The organism is Paracoccus sp. SSJ (assembly GCF_030234105.1).
Lineage (GTDB): Bacteria > Pseudomonadota > Alphaproteobacteria > Rhodobacterales > Rhodobacteraceae > Paracoccus > Paracoccus denitrificans.
Genome location: NZ_JASSPE010000012.1, coordinates 41,998 through 60,101, shown reverse-complemented (window position 1 = coordinate 60,101; position 18,104 = coordinate 41,998). Strand labels below are relative to the sequence as shown.

Genomic DNA, 18,104 nt, shown 5'->3' with positions numbered 1-18,104 from the left:
CAGCAAGGGAAAAAGAAAATGAACGACAGGGAAATCACCAACTGGACCCGCGCCGACGACGCGATGGTCCAGAACGCGATCCGCCGCGGCGCCAGCCGCCGCGAATTGCTGCGCATGTTCATGGCGGGCGGCATCTCGCTGGCCGTGGGCGGCACCGTCCTGGGCCGCGCGACGGCCGCGCTGGCGCAGACGCCGGTTTCGGGCGGGCATCTGAAGGCGGCGGGCTGGTCGGCATCGACCGCCGACACGCTGGACCCGGCCAAGGCCTCGCTTTCGACGGATTACACGCGCTGCTGCGCCTATTACAACCGGCTGACCTTCATGAAGGAGGACGGCTCGATCGAGATGGAACTGGCCGACAGCATCGAAAGCGGGGATGCGGCCGTCTGGACCGTCAAGCTGAAATCCGGCGTGACCTTCCACGACGGCAAGACGCTGGAGGCCGAGGACGTGGTGTTCTCGCTTCAGCGCCATCTCGACCCGGCGGTGGGCTCCAAGGTCAACTCGATCGCCAAGCAGTTCAAGGAGATCAAGGCGCTGGACCCGCAGAGGGTGCAGATCACGCTTGAATCGCCGAATGCCGACCTGCCGACCATCCTGGCGATGCATCACTTCATGATCATCGCGAACGGCACCACCGATTTCTCGACCGCGAACGGAACCGGCGCCTTCGTCTCGGAAGTGTTCGAGCCGGGCGTCCGCTCGATCGGCAAGCGCAACGAGAACTATTTCAAGCCGCAAAAGGCGCATCTGGACAGCTTCGAATATTTCGCCATTCCCGACGACAGCGCGCGGGTGAACGCGCTGCTGTCCGGCGACATCCAGTTCGCGGCCTCGATCAAGCCGCAATCGGTGCGGCTGGTGGAAAGCCAGCCCGATTTCGTGCTGTCCATCACCACGGGCGGCAACTACACCAACCTGAACGCGCGGATGGATCTGGCGCCGGGCGACAAGGCCGGCTTCGTGGAAGGCATGAAATACCTGATGAACCGCGAGCTGATCCAGAAATCGGCGCTGCGCGGCTTGGCCGAGATCGCCAACGACCAGCCCGTCCCGCCGATGAGCCCGTTCCACAACGCCGAGCTGAAACCGCGCGAATTCGACCCCGAGCGCGCGAAATCGCTGTTCGAAAAGGCGGGCCTGCTGGGCCAGCCGATCCCGGTGGTGGCGTCCGAGGCGGCGGCCTCGTCGCTGGACATGGCGATGATCTTCCAGCAGGCGGGCGCCGAGATCGGCATGCGCTTCGACATCCAGCGGGTGCCGTCGGACGGCTACTGGTCGAACTACTGGCTGAAGGCGCCGGTGCATTTCGGCAATATCAACCCGCGCCCGACGCCGGACATCCTGTTCTCGCTGCTTTACGCCTCGGACGCGCCCTGGAACGAAAGCCAGTACAAATCCGAGAAATTCGACCGTATGCTGGTCGAGGCGCGGGGCGAGCTGGACACCGCCAGGCGCAAGGAGATCTACGACGAGATGCAGGTCATGGTCTCGAACGAGGCGGGGACCGGCATTCCGGTCTATATCTCGAACGTCGATGCCCATGCGGGCAAGGTCAAGGGCCTGCTGCCCAACCCGCTGGGCGGGCAGATGGGCTATGCCATGGCCGAGTATCTGTGGCTGGAAGCCTGATTTCCAACGGCCCGCGATACCCTCGCGGGCCTTCACCCGATTGCGGAGACCTGACATGAATCCACAGGTCGTCTCACTGGTGCTGGGCCGCCTCGGCGTCGCCGTCATCACGCTTGTCATCGTGAGCTTCATCGTTTTCGCCGCGACCGAGATGTTGCCCGGCGACATCGCGCAGATCCTGCTGGGGCAGGCGGCGACTCCCGAGGCCGTCGCCGGCCTGCGCGAGGCCATGCACCTGAACGATCCCGCCATCCTGCGCTTCCTGCGCTGGCTGGGCGGGCTGCTGCAAGGCGATCTGGGCAAGTCCTATGCCAACAACATGCCCGTCGCCGACCTGATCGGCGGCCGGCTGGCCAATACGCTGAAACTGGCGGCGGTGACCTCGATGTTCGCGGTTCCGGTGGCGTTGTTCCTGGGCATCACCACGGCGATGTATCGCGGCAGCCTCTACGACCGGGCGGTGAACACGCTGGTCGTCGGCGTCATCTCGGTGCCCGAGTTCATGATCGCCACCCTGGCGGTTCTGGTCTTCGCGGTCTGGCTGCACTGGCTGCCCGCCCTGTCCTTCACCGGCGACACCACCACGCTGATGGGCCTGCTGAAGGCCTATGCCATGCCGGTCATCACGCTGAGCTTCGTGATCTCGGCCCAGATGATCCGCATGACCCGCGCCGCCGTGGTCGAGACGCTGAAGATGCCCTATGCCGAGATGGCGCTGCTGAAGGGCGCCTCGAAGCCGCGCATCGTGCTGCGCCACGCGCTGCCCAATGCCATCGGCCCCATCGTGAACGCGGTCGCGCTGTCGCTGTCCTATCTGCTGGGGGGCGTCATCATCGTCGAGACCGTGTTCAACTATCCCGGCATCGCCAAGCTGATGGTCGATGCGGTCTCTACCCGCGACCTGCCGCTGATCCAGACCTGCGCGATGATCTTCTGCCTTGGCTACCTGATCCTCATCACCATCGCCGATGTCATCGCCATCGTCTCGAACCCGAGGTTGCGCAAGTAATGGCCAGTTCATCCCTTTCCCGCGGCCTGCTGGGCTATCGCGTCAATGCCGTCGGACTGGTCGCCTCGGCCGTGATCCTGTTCTGGCTCTTCATCGCGCTTTTCGGCGGGCAGTTCACACCCTATCCGCCGGGCGAGATCGTCGATTTCGACTATTTCGGCCCGATGTCCGGGCAATACTGGCTTGGAACCGACTATCTGGGACGAGACATGCTGTCGCGCATCCTGATGGGCGCGCGCTATACCGTCGGGATTTCGGTGGCGGCGGTGCTGATCTCGTGCTTTCTGGGCGTGGTGCTGGGCATGATGGCGGCGGTGATCGGCGGCTGGCTGGACACCTGCCTCAGCCGGTTCCTCGATGCGCTGAACTCGATCCCGTCCAAGCTGTTCGGGCTGGTCGTCGTCGCCGGGATCGGCTCGTCCATCCCGGTGCTGATCGGGGTGCTGGCGGTGATCTATACCCCCGGCGCCTATCGTTTCGCCCGGGCGCTGGCGGTGAACATCAGCACGATGGATTTCGTCACCGTCGCGCGGGCCCGGGGCGAGCGCACGCCCTACCTGATCACGCAAGAGGTGCTGCCGAACATCCTTGGCCCGGTGCTGACCGACATGGGGCTGCGCTTCGTCTTCATCGTGCTGCTGCTCTCGGGTCTGTCCTTCCTGGGGCTGGGCGTGCAGCCGCCCAATGCCGACTGGGGCTCGCTGGTGCGCGAGAATATCGGCGGCCTGTCCTTTGGCGCGCCGGCGGTCATCATGCCCTCGATCGCCATCGCGACGTTGACGATCGCCGTCAACCTGCTGATCGACAACCTTCCCGTGCGAATCCGCGACCGGAGCGAATGATGGCCAGTTTTGTTGAAATCCGCGATCTGAAACTGGGTGCCGTGACCGATTCCGGCCGCGACATCGACATCATCAAGGGCGTCAGCTTCGACATCGCCGAGGGCGAGATCGTCGCGCTGATCGGCGAGTCCGGCTCGGGCAAGACCACCATCGCCATGACGCTGATGGGGCATTGCCGGCCCGGCTGCTATGTCCAGTCCGGCGCGGTGGTGGTGGACGGCAAGGACATGGTGCAGCTGTCCGAGCGCCAGCGCGCTGCGATGCGCGGCACCGAGGTGGCCTATGTCCCGCAAAGCGCCGCCGCCGCCTTCAACCCCTGCAAGCGGCTGCTGGACCAGGTGGTCGAGGTGGCGCGCATCCACAAGCTGATGCCGATGGACCAGGCCCGCGCCAAGGCGGTCGAACTGTTCCGCGCCCTGGCGCTGCCCGATCCCGAAACCATCGGCCAGCGGTATCCGCATCAGGTCTCGGGCGGGCAATTGCAGCGGCTTTCGGCGGCGATGGCGCTGATCGGCGGTCCCAAGCTGGTGATCTTCGACGAGCCGACCACCGCGCTGGACGTGACCACCCAGATCGAGGTTCTGCGCGCCTTCAAATCTGTGATGACGGCGGGGGGCATGGCCGGGGTCTATGTCAGCCACGACCTGGCGGTGGTCGCCCAGATCGCCGACCGCATCGTCGTGCTGCGCGGCGGCGAGGTGCAGGAGGTGGGCACGACCCAGCAGATCCTGCACGATGCCCAGCACCCCTATACCCGCGAATTGCTGGCGGCCTTCCATCCCGTGCCGCATGCCGCGGTGGCACCGGCGCCCCAGGCGGCGCCCGTGCCGGCGCTGGAGGTCGTCGGCGTCACCGCCGGTTATGGTCCGGTGGATGCCAGCGGCGTGCCCCACAAGCTGGCCTTGCGCGATGTCGGCTGCGCGCTGGAAAAAGGCCGCAACCTGGGCGTGATCGGCGAATCCGGCAGCGGGAAATCCACGCTGGCGCGGGCGATCGCCGGGCTGTTGCCGCCGTCCTCGGGTTCGATCCTGCTGGGCGGAAAGGTGCTGGCCGGCGATGCGCGGCAGCGCAGCAAGGACGAATTGCGCCGCTTGCAGATCGTGTTCCAGCTTGCCGATACCGCGCTCAACCCCGCGCGGCCGGTCGGCGATATCCTGGGCCGGCCGCTGAGCTTCTATCACGGCATGAAGGGCGCCGCCCGCGAGGCGCGGATCGTCGAGCTGCTGGACATGGTGCGCCTGCCCGCCGCCATGCGCCACCGCCTGCCGGGCGAGCTGTCGGGCGGCCAGAAGCAGCGCGTCAACCTGGCCCGCGCGCTTGCCGCCAACCCCGAGGTGATCCTGTGCGACGAGATCACCTCGGCGCTGGACACGGTCGTGGCCGCCGCCGTGATCGAATTGCTGAAGGAATTGCAGCGCGAGCTGGACCTGTCCTATGTCTTCATCAGCCACGACCTGTCCACGGTCCAGGCGATCTGCGACGAGGTGATGGTCATGTTCGCCGGCGAGAAGGTCGAGCACCTGCCCGCCGACCGCATCCATGGCGGTGCGCAGCATGCCTATTCCCGGCTGCTGTTCGCCTCGGTTCCCAAGCTGGATACCGGCTGGCTGGACGGGCTGTCGCGCGACCCCGAATTCAGCGCCGCCCTTGCGCGGCGCTGAGCCATGCCCGGCCGGTCCCTAGACGTCGAACAGCGTCCTGAGCGGCAGGTGGGACTTGGCGAAGGGCGTCTTGATGACGACGAAGCTGAAATACTTGTCGATGCCGACCTCGGCGTCGATCAGCCGCTCCATGATCGACTGGTAGTCCGAGATCCCGGCGGTGACGAATTTCACCAGGTAGTCGTAGCCGCCCGAGATCAGGTGGCATTCGATGGCTTCCTCGATCTTCTCGATGGCCTGCTGAAAGCGGGAAAAGTCGATCTGGCGGTGGTTCTTCAGCGTGATCTCGGTGAATACGGTCAGGGTCGGGCCCAGCTTGGCGATGTCGATCTGGGCGGAATAGCCGGTGATATAGCCGGATTTCTGCAGCTTCTTGACGCGCATCAGGCAGGGGCTGGGGGACAGGTGAACCAGTTCGGCCAACTCGACGTTGGTGATGCGGCCGTTTTTCTGCAATTCGTGCAGGATGCGAATATCTATGCGGTCGAGCTTCACCGGACACCTGTCTGCGCCATGTCCCGCGACCGGGACTCCGAGTCGTTGCGCAGACTAGCAGAAACTGCCGCCATCTCAATCGAAAGCACGAGGTAGACCCGTGGCGTGTCGCGAATATATCTTGTGGCATAAGGCGCTGCCGGATGGTTTTCGTGCAAAAGGAAATGCTGCAATTCCGGCAACTGCGGCAGAATTCATCCCGCCCCGCCGGTAATCTGTGCTGAAAGGAGACTGGCATGCCCGCGCCATTGCTGCATATCCGAACCCCTGACAGCCTGCCCCCGGAAGCCGACGCGGTCGTCATCGGCGGCGGGATCGTCGGCACCTGCACCGCCTATTATCTGGCCCGTCGCGGCGTCCGGGTGGCGCTGGTCGAAAAGGGCCGGATCGGGGCCGAGCAGTCCAGCCGCAACTGGGGCTGGTGCCGCCAGCAGAACCGCGATGCGCGCGAATTGCCGATGGCGACGAAAAGCCTGGACCTGTGGGACGCGCTGGCCGCCGATATCGGCGAAAGCGTGGGGTTCCGCCGCTGCGGGCTGCTGTATCTTTCCGACGACGAGGCCGAGATCGCGGGCTGGGCGCGCTGGCGCGATTTCGCGCGCGGGCAAGGGGTCGTGACCCATATGCTGACGCCCGCCGAGGCCGCCGGGCGCGGCCGCGCCACGGGCAAGGCGTGGAAGGGCGGCGTGTTCTCGCCCAGCGACGGCATTGCCGACCCGGAACGCGCGGCCCCCGTCATCGCGCGCGGGGTTCAGAAATTCGGCGGCTCGGTCCATCAGTCCTGCGCCGCGCGCGGGCTGGAGCTCGAGGCAGGCCGGGTCGCGGGCGTCGTCACCGAAAAGGGCGTGATCCGCACCCGGATCGTGATCCTGGCCGGCGGGGCCTGGGCCTCGTCCTTCTGCCGGCAATACGGGGTGGCGTTCCCGCAAGCGGCGGTGCGGTCCTCGATCCTTGCCGTGGGGCCGGGGGTCGAGGGGCCGGACGCGCTGCATACCGCCCGCGTCTCGGTCACCCGGCGGGGCGATGGCGGCTATACGCTGGCGGTCTCGGGCTATGCGCGCGTCGATCCGACGCCGCAGCAATTGCGCTTTGCCAGGCATTTCCTGCCGATGTTCGCCCGGCGCTGGCGCGTGCTGCGTCCAGGCGGGGCAGAGGGCTGGCGCTCGGGCCACGAGACGCTGGCCCGCTGGCGGCTGGACCGCCCGACCCCGATGGAGCGGATGCGTATCCTGGACCCCAGGCCCGACGCCGCGATGATCCGCGAGACGCTGGCCCGTGCCCGCGTGCTGCTGCCGGGGCTTGCGGATATTCCGGTGACGGCGCAATGGGCGGGCTATATCGATTCGACCCCCGACGGTGTTCCGGCCATCGGCGAAACCGAGGTGCCGGGCCTGATTCTGGCCGCGGGCTTCAGCGGCCACGGTTTCGGCATCGGTCCCGGTGCGGGCCATATGATCGCCGACATGGTGACCGGCGCCACGCCCATCCTTGATCCCGCGCCCTACCACCCCTCGCGCTTCCGACAGGGAAGCTGGGGCAAGGTTTCGGATTTCTGAACGGAAAGCAGACCCATGACTCCTCCCGTCCGTGCCGTGCCATCGGATGCGCAACTGCCCGCCCGCGTCGATGTGGCGATCGTCGGGGGCGGCATCGCCGGCGCCTCGACCGCCTGGGAACTGGCACGGGCCGGCCTGCGGGTCGCGCTGCTGGAAAAGGGCCGGATCGGGGCCGAGCAGTCCTGCCGCAACTGGGGCTGGTGCCGCCAGCAGAACCGCGACGAGCGCGAATTGCCGCTGGCGATGCTGGCGCTGCGGATGTGGGAAACCCTGTCGCATGATCTGGGCGGCGATACCGGCTTTCGCCGCGCCGGGCTGGTCTATGCCAGCAATGACGAGGCCGAACTGGCGCAATGGGAGGAATGGGGCCGGATGGCGCGCGGCTATGGCGTCGATACCCGGATGATCTCGGGCGCCGAGGTTGCCGGGATGGTCCCCGGCGCTGCGCCGCGCTGGCGGGGCGGGGTGCATTCGCCGACCGACGGCCGTGCTGAGCCGGCGCTGGCCGCTCCGCTGATGGCCGAGGCCGCGCGGAGCCATGGCGCGACCGTTCACCAGTCCTGCGCGGTGCGCGAGATCGAGTTCTCGGCCGGCCGGGTCAGCGGCGTGCTGACCGAGCGCGGGCGGATCGGCTGCGATGCGGTGCTGGTCGCAGGGGGCGCATGGGCCGGGATGCTGCTGCGTCACCATGGAGTGCCTTTCCTGCAAGCCTCGATCCAGTCCACCTCGTTTGCGACCGGCCCGATGCCCGAGATCACGGCAGGCGGCTTTTCGGCGCAGGACATCACCATCCGGCGCCGGCTGGACGGCGGCTATACGGTCGGCACCTCGGGCTTCGGTCGGCTGCATGTCTCGCCGCGCGGGATCATGCAGATGCGGCCGTTCTGGAAGACCTTCGTGAAGCGCCGCGCCAAGCTCAGCTATGCCATCGGCAGCAGCTTCTTCACCGGGCCGGATTCGCTGCAACGCTGGAACGCCGCCGGTCCCTCGCCCTTCGAGCGGGCCAGGATCCTCGACCCGAGGCCCGAGCCGCGGCTGCTGAAACGCGGGCTGGCCGACCTGGCCAGGACCTTTCCTGCGCTTGCGGGCGCGCAGGTGGCGCATTCATGGGGCGGCATGGTCGATTGCACGCCCGACGCCATCGCGGTGATCGGGCCGGTTGCGTCGCGGCCTGGGCTGTTCGTCTCGGCCGGCCATAGCGGGCATGGGTTCGGCATCGGCCCCGCCGCGGGGCGGCTCGCCGCCGAGCTGATCCGTGGCGTGACGCCTTCGGTCGATCCCGCGCCGTTCCGGCATGGGCGGATGATCGACGGCAGCGACCTTGGCGAAATGGGGATGATGTGACCGCCGGGGCCGGCATGCGTCTGCCGGCGGCCCGCCCGCATCGGGTGCGGCTATCCCAGCGCCTGGCTGAACAGGCCGAAGATGCGCGGGGTTTGCTGCTGGAACCGCTTGGCGCCCCTGGACATCGAGGTCGCCGTCTCGTGCAGCTTCATCCCGCAGGCGGTCAGGTGGTCGCGCAGCGGCCCTTCGGCCTGGCGCGTATCCATCCGCACGAAGCCTCCGGCATGGGCGCGGATATGGGGCGAGATCAGCGCGATGGCCTCGGCCTCGGTATCGGCGACGACCGGGCCGATGACATGGCCGCGTCCGAAGCGGCGGCAAAAGGCGAAGCCGGCGATGTGGCCCTGACGCAGCAGGACGGTTCCCTGGCCGACGGACAGCAGATGGTCGAGGACGGCTTGCCGCTGGGCGGTGAAGGCGCGGGCATCCAGCGCGCGGATCGCGGCCTCGTCCTCGGGGTGCAGCGGGCGCACCTCGGCCTCCGGCGGCGCGGTTCCGGGCGGCGTATCGGTCACGAAGCCGTTGTGCTGAAAGATCGTCGGACCCGGCTGCAGGCCCAGCGAACAGTAAAGCTTGTAGGCCGCATGCGTGGCGCTGAGCATGAGGTCGCGCCCCGTGGTCTGGCCCAGGATCTGTTCCATCAGCCAGCGGCCGGTGCCGTATTCCTGCAACCGTGGCGCCGTGATGACCATGCCGATCGAGGCGAGTTCGTCCCCCATCGGGAACCACATGGCCGAGGCGACGGCACGGCCGATCTCGTCCACGACGAAAAGCCCCTTGCCCAGGCCAAGCACCGCCTCCCAATCCTCGGGGCGGTGCATCCAGCCGACGCCGACCGAAAGCTCGTGCAGCCGGGGAATATCGGCCCTGGTCATGGGTTGTGCGACCAGCGCAAAGGTCTCGACCGTCTTGGTGGGATTGGCCTGCATGCGATCACCTGCTCTTGCTTGCGGCTTATCTTACCGTGCGCCCTGGAAAATTTTCTACTTCATTGCCTTGTCCGGTTGGCAGGAACTGCCTTCCGGACGGGCAGCGGCGATGCGGGGACGGATCCCGCCCTTGGGAAAGGAGCCTTCGGATGGGACTGACGCGGTGGCCTCTTGGCCTCAGATGGCTGGTCGTCGTCTCTGCCGGGCTGTTGCTTGGGGGCGTTCTGGGTGCGCTGCACCTGCCCGCCGCGGCCATGGTCGGGCCGATGATCGCGGGCGTGGGCATGGCGCTCATGGGTGGCAACCTGCGCGTCGCCGCCGGCGTCGGCCAGATGGGGCAGGGCGTCGCCGGCTGCCTGATTGCGCTGAACCTTGACGCCGCCGCGTTGAGCCAGACCATCGCCATCTGGCCGGTCGCGCTGGTTTTCGTGGCCCTGACCTTTGCCGTGGCCTGCCTGACCGGGCTTGTCGCCTCGGACTGGACGGGTCTGGACCGCGAGGCCACGCTGTGGGGGTTCCTGCCCGGCATGATGAGTACCGTCATCGCCGTCGCGCATGAGCGTGGGCTGGACAGCCGGATGATCGCGCTGATCCAGATCCTGCGGCTGATGCTGGTCATCGCGGCCATGGTCGTGGTGGCGATGATCGTCAGCGGCCCGGCCATGCCCCATACCGGCAGCGGCGCCGGCGCCACCCTGCAATCGACCGCGACGGCGGTGCTGCTTTGCGTGGTCGGCACGGCGGTGGCGCGCTGGCTGCCGGTCATTCCCGCCGCGGCTTCGCTGGTGCCGCTGAGCCTTGCAACCGCGCTGACGCTGAGCGGGTTCGACCTGTCCATGCCGGGCTGGCTGGTGTCGCTGGCGTTCCTTGCCATCGGATTGCAGGTCGGGCTGCGCTTCACGCCCGAGCTCTTGCGGCGGGGCGTTTCGGCCCTGCCCGGGCTGGCCGCCGCCTGCCTGCTGCTGATCCTGCTTTGCGGCGTGACCGGGGTGGCCTTGTCCTGGATCGCCGGCGTCAGCCTGATGAGCGGCATGCTGGCCACCGTGCCGGGCAGCATCGACTCGATCGCCATCCTTGCCATCGGGACGGGCGCCGACGTTGCCTTCGTCATGACGTTGCAGACCGTCCGGCTGTTCGCCGTGGTGATCTTCGGCCCGCTGATCGCCACCGGGCTGGCGCGGATGCTGCAACGGCAAAGACGCGGCAGGATGTAAGCCCCGCCCGATCCCGACCGGGCCTTGAAATGCCGCCCTTCTCCTATACGCTTGGCGTATGGCTTCGTTTTCCAGACTGATCCCGTCGGGCCGCAAGCTGCTGGTCTTCGAGGCCGCGGCGCGCACCGGCAGCTTTACCGCTGCGGCGCGCGAGTTCAACCTGACCCAGCCCTCGGTCAGTCGCAGCATCGCGCAGCTTGAGGACAGCCTTGGCATGGCCCTGTTCGAGCGGGGCCCCGCCGGGCTTGCACTGACGCCCGAGGGGCGCGAGTTGCATGCCGTCGTCCATGGCAGCCTCGAGCGGATCGGCGCCGTCATCCGCTCGCTGCAAGAGCGCAGGAAAACCGCGCGCCCCGTCGTCACCCTGTCGCTGTCCAGTTCCTTCGCGATGCATTGGCTGGTGCCGCGGCTGGCGGCATTCCAGGCCAGCTTTCCCGGCGTGGACCTGCGTTTCGACCTGGCCGCCGGCGTCTTGCGCGGCATTCCCGACAATGTCGACCTGGCGACGCGGATCCTGCCCGACCAGGGTTTGGACTGCCCGGCATGGGATTTCGCCCCCGAGATCATCCTGCCGGTCTGCAGCCCCGCCTATCTGCGCCGCCACGGCCGGCTGGATCATGACGGGGACGGCCGGGGCCATGTCTTCCTGCATCTGACCGACCACGACATGGCGGCATGGGGCCGGGTCTGGGGCGGGGTTTCCGACCGCGCGGCGGGCGGGGGAAGCTGGCTGGAGTTTTCCGATTACGCGGTCATCCTGCAAGCCGCGATGAACGGCGAAGGCATCGCGCTTGGCTGGGTCAGCGTGATCGCCGATGCGCTGGTCCGGGGGGTTCTGGTCTCTGCCTCGGATTGCGTGATCCGCACCGGCAAGCAGCACCAGCTGGTCCGCCCCAAGGGGCGCCCGGCCTCGCCCGTCGTCGATGAGATCAGGGCCTGGATGACCGCCGAGATGGGCCGAAGCCTGGCCGCGCTTGCGCAGATCCTGCCCGATTTTCCCAAGGCTCCGCCCGGCTGATCGGGGCGGAGTTGGGCAACCCCATACGCAGGACGAATACCCCCCTGCGTTTATTCGACCTTCCGGCGCTGGCGGGGATCGCCGATGCTGATGGCGGGCCGTCATGCCGGGATGTCCCGGCAAGCCCCATCAGCCGACAGGAGGAACCCCCGTGTCCGGGACAGAAGCCCGCCGCCAGCCAAGCGCGTCCGATCCGCTCTTGCAGCCGTTCCGTCTGAAGCATCTCGTGCTGCGGAACCGCGTCATCAGCACCAGCCATGCCTCGATGCTGGACGCGGGCGGCCTGCCGCTGGAACGCTACCAGCGCTATCATGAGGAAAAGGCGCGCGGCGGGCTGGCCATGACGATGATCGGCGGATCGGCCATGACCTCGTCCGATTCAAGCTGGGGCGGCGGGCAGCTGGACCTGACAAGCGACCGGATCATCCCCCATCTCCAGCAGCTTTCCGAACGCATTCACGGCCGCGGCGCGGCGGTCATGGGCCAGCTGTCGCATCTGGGGCGGCGCGCGACGGCGTTCGGCGGCAACTGGCTGCCCGTGCTGGCGCCCTCGCGGGTGCGCGAATCCCGCGGACGCGCCTTTCCGAAGGAAATGGACGCCGCCGACATCGCCCGCATCATCGGCGACTATGCCCAGGCGGCCCGCCGCTATTTCGCGGGCGGCATGGACGGGATCGAGACGCTGACCGGCGGTCACCTGATCGGCCAGTTCCTGTCGCCGCGCACCAACAAGCGAACGGATGCCTTTGGCGGTTCGCTGGAAAACCGCGCGCGTTTCGGGCTGATGGTGCATGAGGCGATCCGCAAGGCGGTGGGCGACAAGGCCATCGTCGGCATCCGCTTCGTCATCGACGAGGGGGTGGAGGACGGGCTGGGCTTCGACGACGCCGTGGCACTGGCGCAGCTTTTCGAGCGCGAGGGCCATGTCGATTTCTTCAACTGCATTTACGGCCGCATGGACAACGACCTCGTGCTGTCCGAACACAACATGCCTGGCCTGTTCCAGCGCAGCGCGCCTTTCCTACCCCAGGTCGCCGCCTTTCGGCGCGAGGTCCGGCTGCCCGTCATGCATGCCGCCGGCATCCGCGACGTTGCCACCGCCCGCCATGCGCTCCGCGAGAATATCGTCGACCTGGTGGGCATGACGCGCGCCCATATCGCCGACCCGGATCTGGTGAACAAGATCGTGCGGGGCGAAGAGGCGCGCATCCGTCCCTGCGTCGGGGCCTCCTATTGCCTCTACAAGAAGGTCAACTGCATCCATAACCCGGCCAGCGGGCGCGAGACGATGCTGAGCCACAGGATCGACAAGGCGCCCGCCCGCAAGAAGGTCGTGGTGATCGGCGGCGGGCCGGGCGGGCTGGAGGCGGCCCGCATCTGCGCCGAACGCGGCCATCGGGTCACGCTGTTCGAGGCCGCGCCCAGGCTGGGCGGGCAGGTCCTGGTCGCGGCTGCGGCACCGGAACGCCGCGACCTGCTGGGGATCGTCCAATGGCGCGAGGCGGAGCTGGCGCGGCTGGGGGTCGAGCTGCGCATGAACACCTATGCGGACGCCGCGGCCGTGCTGGCCGAGGGGCCGGATGTGGTGATTGCGGCGACCGGCGGCGTCCCCGACATGGACTGGCTTCGGGGCGGCGGCCTTTGCGATACGGTCTGGGACATCCTGACGGGCGCCGCCGCCCCCCGCGAGGACGTCCTGATCTATGACGGCACCGGCCGGGCGGCGGCCCTGTCCTGCGCGCTCGACCTGGCGCGAAAAGGCAAGTCGGTGACCATCGCCACCCCGGACGAGGCGCTGGCGCTGGAAATGCCCTATCAGGACCGGACCGGCTTTCGCAAACGCGTCTCAGAGCTTGGGATCGGCGTCATGGTCGAGGCCAGGCTTGTCGGCGTCGAGCGCCGGGGCGACAGGCTGCTTGCGCAGTTCCGCCACGAGCTGACGGATCGCGCCTGCGAGATCGGCGCGGCGCAAGTGGTCATAGAGAGCGGCACGATCCCTGTGGACGACCTTTATCATGAGCTGCGTGACCGGGCCGCGAATCTGGGGGTGACCGATATTGCCGATATGATCGCTGCGGATGACAGGCCCGATATGACCGGCCCGGCCGGCAACGGCCCTGTCCTGCACCGCATCGGCGATTCGGTCGCAAGCAGAGACATCCATTCGGCCATCTACGACGCCTATCGGATTTGCGTGCGGATCTGAAAATACCAGCGCAGCCTGCCTTCACGCGGGCCGTCTTGCGTGAGGACGGCCCGCCGCGCGTGGCTTTGCAGGCAGGGGTCTGGCGCTTGCCCAATCCCTGTCTGGATCGCGCGGAAAGGTGACTGCTTGGGTATGGCGATCCGACGGAAACATGGCATCCTGAGGGCAAGGCGGTTCGCGGCGCTGGCATGTCGGGGACCGCTCCTGGTGGGGGTAGCAGAGCAAGGAACGGAGTGACCACCCTGTCCCGCTGCGCCATTCATGGGTCAGGCAGAAAGCGAGGCACATCTTCATGGCGACCGGAAAGATCCGCATCGGTATCGGCGGCTGGACCTATGAGCCCTGGCGGGGCAGCTTCTATCCCGAAAAACTCGCCCAGAAGCGGGAGCTGGAATATGCCAGCCGCCAGCTCAGCTCGATCGAGGTGAACGGCACCTATTACGGCAGCCAGAAGCCCGAGAGCTTTCAGAAATGGCATGACGAGACGCCCGAAGGGTTCGTCTTCTCGCTGAAGGCTCCGCGTTATGCCACCAACCGCAAGGTGCTGGCCGATGCGGGCGAGACCGTTGAGCGGTTCCTGAACAGCGGCGTGACCTTGCTTGGCGACAAGCTTGGTCCGATCAATTGGCAGTTCATGGCGACGAAGAAATTCGACCCGGTCGATTTCGAGGCTTTCCTGAAGCTCTTGCCGCCGTCGCATGAGGGCCGCGCGCTTCGCCATGTGGTCGAGGTCCGGCATGACAGCTTCCGCGTGCCCGAATTCATCGAGCTGATCCGCGCCCATCATGTGGCGGCGGTGCTGTCGGCGGACGGAGAGTTTCCCCAGATCGCCGATCCGACCGCCGATTTCGTCTATGCGCGCATCATGGGCACGGCCGAGGACGAAGCCCTGGGCTACAGCCCCGAGATGCTGGACCTCTGGGCGCAACGGGCCCGGACCTGGGCTGCGGGCGGTGCGCCCGAGGGGCTGGACCATGTCGGAAACGCCGCCGGGTCGGGGCCGCGCGATGTCTATCTTTACGTCATCAGCGGCCACAAGGTCAGGAATCCGCATGCGGCCATGGCGCTGATCGAACGGCTGGGCTGAGGGCGCTGCAACACCGCATCACGCGCTTGGGCGAACCGTCGCCACGCCTTCCGTCCCCTTGCCGGAAACTGTCGCCTATCGTTGCCGGCCCCGGCCAGCCCGGCTAACACCCTGAAAACGACAACCGGACGGGACGATCATGAAAGCTTTGCTGGCTGCCGGGATGCGGCTGACCGCCGAACTGAGCAGCGCCGACCTGCATCTCGACTATGCCATCGATCCGGCGGCGAAACGGCTGGTCCTGACCAGCCTGGATGTGGCGCAGACCGGCGGCAACCGCCTGGCCCTGAGCGGCACGGTCGAGAATTTCGACCTGGCGGCCCTGATGACGCAACCGCCGCAACTGGACAAGGTGATGCAGTTCCGGCTGACGGATCTGGACCTCAGGCTGCGCAATGCCGGCCTGTTCGAGGGCATGGCGATGCTGTGGCTGAGCGCGATCCAGCCGCAATTCGGCGACACGCCGGAGGTGGCGGTCGGCAATGCCAGGGCATGGCTTGCCGAACAGATCGGCGGCATGCCCGATTACCTGGTGACGCAGGACAGCCGCGCGGCCATGGCGGCGATGGTGGACACCTTGCCGCATCCCAAGGGGGTGATGCACCTGAAGCTGAGCACTGAGAACGGCATCGCCGGTCAGGATGTGATGCCGGCCTTCCTGCTGGGCCTACCGACATGGGCGATGCTGGAAAAGCCCCTGGCCGGGGTTCGGCTTTCGGCGGACTGGCAGCCGCCGAAAGAGTGCGACTGCGGCGCCGACTGGTAGGGGGGCGTTGCCGGTTTGGACCGCCCCCCTTCGGCATTCGCATTCCGGGAAGGAACCGGCATGAAGCCCTATCTCCTGCGCCCCGGCACCGAGGTTCCAGGCGTCCGCGCATGAAAAAACCCCGCAGCCACCGCCACGGGGTCCGTTCATCGATCAGGATGGCTTTAGAGGCCGCGGGCAACGCGCTCGATATCGCCGCGGGTCAGGCCGATATCGGTCAGTTCGCGATCCGTCAGCGCGCTCAGCTCGCGGCGGGTGATGCGGGCATCGTTCCAGGCGGTGACCATCGCGGTCACGCGGGCAAAGAACTGACCCAGGCCACCGGCAGCAACACGGCTATGGCTCATTTCGACAGCGGACATCTCGGCACCTTTTTCATCTTGCCCATTCGGCGGGCATGTTTCGGACAAGGCGGATATAGTCCGGGCACCGGGTGGAAAGTAGTCGCGATCCCGGCAAACCAGCCATGCATTCCGCGCTGCAGCATAAAGCGGGATCCACCCATGCCGGGACCGGGCAGGTGCAGGATGATCGGGCTGTCCGTTCCGGCAAGCTCTTTGGGCATGGCGCCGGGAACGGCACCCTCCCGGCACGGGCCGGGAGTCGCGGCGGATGCCGTTCAGGGCGCTTGCCGTCGAGCGCCAGGCGATGCTTCTGGATGCGGTGATCGCCGCCCTTCTGGGGCTGCGCAGGTCAGGAGCGCAGGACGCGGCGCAGGCCCGCCAGCCGGTCGATGATCACCATGGCCAGCGCCGACAGCAGGATAAGCGATCCGGCCAGCGCCGCGGCCACCGCGTCATACTGGAACTTGATGTAGGAAAAGAGCTCGACCGGAAGCGGCGTCCAGCCCGGCGGCGCCAGGAAGACCGAGATCGGGAAATCGTTCCAGGACAGGATGAAACACAGCGCGAAGCTGGAGATCAGCCCGGTGCGGATAACCGGCAGCGTGATCGAGAACAGCGTGCGCGTCCGCCCGGCGCCCACGTTGCGCGCAGCCTCTTCGTAGCTGGGATCGAGATTGTGCAGGCTGGCCGTCAGGATGCGCAGCGCATAGGGCATGACGTGGATCGTATGCCCCACCAGCAGCGGCACCAGGCCCGAGCCGTAGCCCACCCGCACGAACCAGATATAGAGCGCCAGGCTGAAGATGGTGGTCGGGATCAGCAGCGGCGACATCAGGACAAGGTTGACGGCGCCCTTGCCGCGGAAATCGTTCCGCACCAGCGCCATGGCCGCCGGCAGCGCCAGCGCATTCGCCAGGGTGGCCGCGACAAGGCCAAGCACCAGGCTGACGCCCATGCCGCGCAGGAAGGTCTTGGAGCTCCAGGCTGCCTTGAACCAGTCCAGCGTGAAGCCGTTCGGCGGCAGGATGAACTCGCGCGGGTTGACCGCCACGACCAGCGTCACCGCGATCGGGAAGACCAGGAAGGCCATCATCAGCAGCGTGAAGAACCGCAGGGCAATCGTGCCAAGATCAGGCCGCGTCATCGCTTTGCCTCCAGCCGGTTGAGGATGATACGGCCGAAAAACGCGGCCATGCCCACAAGGATCAGCGCATTCACCGCCACCATGATCACCGACAGCGCCGAGGCAAAGGGCAGGTCGTTGTTCAGCAGCGCCTCGCGATAGATGATCAGGCCGATCATCTGCGTATTGCTGTCGCCGATCATCAGCGGCACCGCGAAGGCCGAGAAGTTCAGCGAAAAGACGATGACGAGACCGGCATAGAGCCCCGGCATGGTCATCGGGAAGACCACCTTCCAGAAGGCGGTCCAGCGGCTGGCGCCGACATTGCGCGCGGCCTCGACCAGGTAGGGGCTGATGCGTTCCAGGCTGTCGAGCAGCGACAGCACCACATAGGGCGCGCCGATATAGACCAGCAGGATTACCACGCCCTTGATGTCCCACATGTAGCGCACCGGGCGGTCATAGACATGCAGCGCGATCATCAGCGAATTGAGCAGCCCGCCGCCGCGAAAGATCACGATCCAGCCATAGACCAGGGTCACCAGGCCGATCAGCAGCGGCGCCATGACCAGCGCCATCAGGATGTTGCGCTGCAATCCCGTCGTCTTCACGATGTAGAGCGCGACTGGATAGCCGCATATGACCGAGATCGCTGTCGCCACCAGCGCGATGCGGATCGAGAACCACAGCGTGTTTACCAGATACCAGGGATCGCCCAGGAAGCGGGCGTAGTTGTCGAGCGTCATCGCCTCGACGACATAGGCGCCGTCGGCCAGTTCGTTGAAGCTGGTGCGCAGCACCCAGAACATGGGCAGCGCGACGAAGATCAGCAGCGCGACCAGCGCGGGGGCAAGCGGGGGAAGCAGGCGTCGGATCAT

The 18,104-nt window shown here is 67.0% G+C and carries 16 protein-coding genes; 11 read left to right on the top strand and 5 right to left on the bottom strand.

Going from position 1 to position 18,104, the window contains the following annotated elements:
* Positions 1-18: 18 nt before the first annotated feature.
* From QPR87_RS14190 to QPR87_RS14175, 4 genes are read left to right on the top strand one after another with little or no spacing between them, the layout of a single operon-like run.
* A complete protein-coding gene (locus QPR87_RS14190) occupies positions 19-1,632 on the top strand; it encodes an ABC transporter substrate-binding protein (RefSeq protein WP_285049935.1) in 1,614 nt (537 codons plus the stop codon).
* 55 nt (positions 1,633-1,687) lie between these two features.
* On the top strand, positions 1,688-2,641 hold the full coding sequence (locus QPR87_RS14185) for an ABC transporter permease (protein ID WP_104492929.1): 954 nt from the start codon (positions 1,688-1,690) through the stop codon (positions 2,639-2,641).
* Positions 2,641-3,483 (top strand): ABC transporter permease, encoded by an 843-nt coding sequence (locus tag QPR87_RS14180; protein ID WP_011751177.1) that lies wholly within the window; start codon positions 2,641-2,643, stop codon positions 3,481-3,483. Before QPR87_RS14185 ends, QPR87_RS14180 begins: the two co-directional genes overlap by 1 nt.
* Positions 3,483-5,144 (top strand): ABC transporter ATP-binding protein, encoded by a 1,662-nt coding sequence (locus QPR87_RS14175; protein ID WP_011751176.1) that lies wholly within the window; start codon positions 3,483-3,485, stop codon positions 5,142-5,144. The genes QPR87_RS14180 and QPR87_RS14175 overlap by 1 nt, the downstream gene beginning before the upstream one ends.
* Positions 5,145-5,162: 18 nt before the next feature.
* Here the strand turns inward: QPR87_RS14175 and QPR87_RS14170 are convergent, their stop codons facing one another.
* The gene (locus QPR87_RS14170; protein WP_011751175.1) at positions 5,163-5,639 is read right to left on the bottom strand and encodes an Lrp/AsnC family transcriptional regulator; all 477 of its coding nucleotides are present in this window, start codon (positions 5,637-5,639) and stop codon (positions 5,163-5,165) included.
* A 236-nt stretch (positions 5,640-5,875) separates the two neighbouring features.
* Here QPR87_RS14170 and QPR87_RS14165 point away from each other — a divergent pair, with 236 nt between their 5' ends.
* Together QPR87_RS14165 and QPR87_RS14160 are read left to right on the top strand one after the other, a co-directional pair.
* Positions 5,876-7,195 (top strand): NAD(P)/FAD-dependent oxidoreductase, encoded by a 1,320-nt coding sequence (locus tag QPR87_RS14165; RefSeq protein ID WP_104492930.1) that lies wholly within the window; start codon positions 5,876-5,878, stop codon positions 7,193-7,195.
* 15 nt (positions 7,196-7,210) lie between these two features.
* Entirely contained in the window at positions 7,211-8,539 is a 1,329-nt protein-coding gene (locus QPR87_RS14160; protein WP_285049934.1) for an NAD(P)/FAD-dependent oxidoreductase, read from the top strand.
* 50 nt (positions 8,540-8,589) lie between these two features.
* Here QPR87_RS14160 and QPR87_RS14155 read toward each other — a convergent pair whose 3' ends face one another.
* Positions 8,590-9,468, bottom strand: a complete 879-nt coding sequence (locus QPR87_RS14155) for an N-acetyltransferase (RefSeq protein ID WP_285049933.1) — start codon at positions 9,466-9,468, stop codon at positions 8,590-8,592.
* A 149-nt stretch (positions 9,469-9,617) separates the two neighbouring features.
* Here QPR87_RS14155 and QPR87_RS14150 point away from each other — a divergent pair, with 149 nt between their 5' ends.
* The 5 genes from QPR87_RS14150 (at position 9,618) to QPR87_RS14130 (ending at position 15,759) form a co-directional block, all read left to right on the top strand.
* Positions 9,618-10,682, top strand: a complete 1,065-nt coding sequence (locus QPR87_RS14150; RefSeq protein WP_285049932.1) for an AbrB family transcriptional regulator — start codon at positions 9,618-9,620, stop codon at positions 10,680-10,682.
* Between the two features lie 58 nt (positions 10,683-10,740).
* Entirely contained in the window at positions 10,741-11,700 is a 960-nt protein-coding gene (locus QPR87_RS14145; RefSeq protein WP_285049931.1) for a LysR family transcriptional regulator, read from the top strand.
* Positions 11,701-11,851: 151 nt separating this feature from the next.
* Positions 11,852-13,906, top strand: coding sequence for an oxidoreductase (locus QPR87_RS14140; protein WP_285049930.1), 2,055 nt, complete (start codon positions 11,852-11,854; stop codon positions 13,904-13,906).
* A 292-nt stretch (positions 13,907-14,198) separates the two neighbouring features.
* Positions 14,199-14,993: a DUF72 domain-containing protein gene (locus QPR87_RS14135; RefSeq protein WP_285049929.1), complete on the top strand. Its 795-nt coding sequence runs from the start codon at positions 14,199-14,201 to the stop codon at positions 14,991-14,993.
* Between the two features lie 139 nt (positions 14,994-15,132).
* A complete protein-coding gene (locus QPR87_RS14130) occupies positions 15,133-15,759 on the top strand; it encodes a hypothetical protein (RefSeq protein WP_285049928.1) in 627 nt (208 codons plus the stop codon).
* Positions 15,760-15,923: 164 nt separating this feature from the next.
* Here QPR87_RS14130 and QPR87_RS14125 read toward each other — a convergent pair whose 3' ends face one another.
* The 3 genes from QPR87_RS14125 to QPR87_RS14115 all read right to left on the bottom strand — a co-directional run bounded on the left by QPR87_RS14125 (position 15,924) and on the right by QPR87_RS14115 (position 18,104).
* On the bottom strand, positions 15,924-16,121 hold the full coding sequence (locus QPR87_RS14125; protein ID WP_285049927.1) for a DUF1127 domain-containing protein: 198 nt from the start codon (positions 16,119-16,121) through the stop codon (positions 15,924-15,926).
* Between the two features lie 331 nt (positions 16,122-16,452).
* Positions 16,453-17,247 (bottom strand): ABC transporter permease, encoded by a 795-nt coding sequence (locus QPR87_RS14120; RefSeq protein ID WP_285049926.1) that lies wholly within the window; start codon positions 17,245-17,247, stop codon positions 16,453-16,455.
* Complete coding sequence (locus QPR87_RS14115) at positions 17,244-18,104, bottom strand: ABC transporter permease (RefSeq protein WP_011751163.1); 861 nt, start codon at positions 18,102-18,104, stop codon at positions 17,244-17,246. Before QPR87_RS14115 ends, QPR87_RS14120 begins: the two co-directional genes overlap by 4 nt.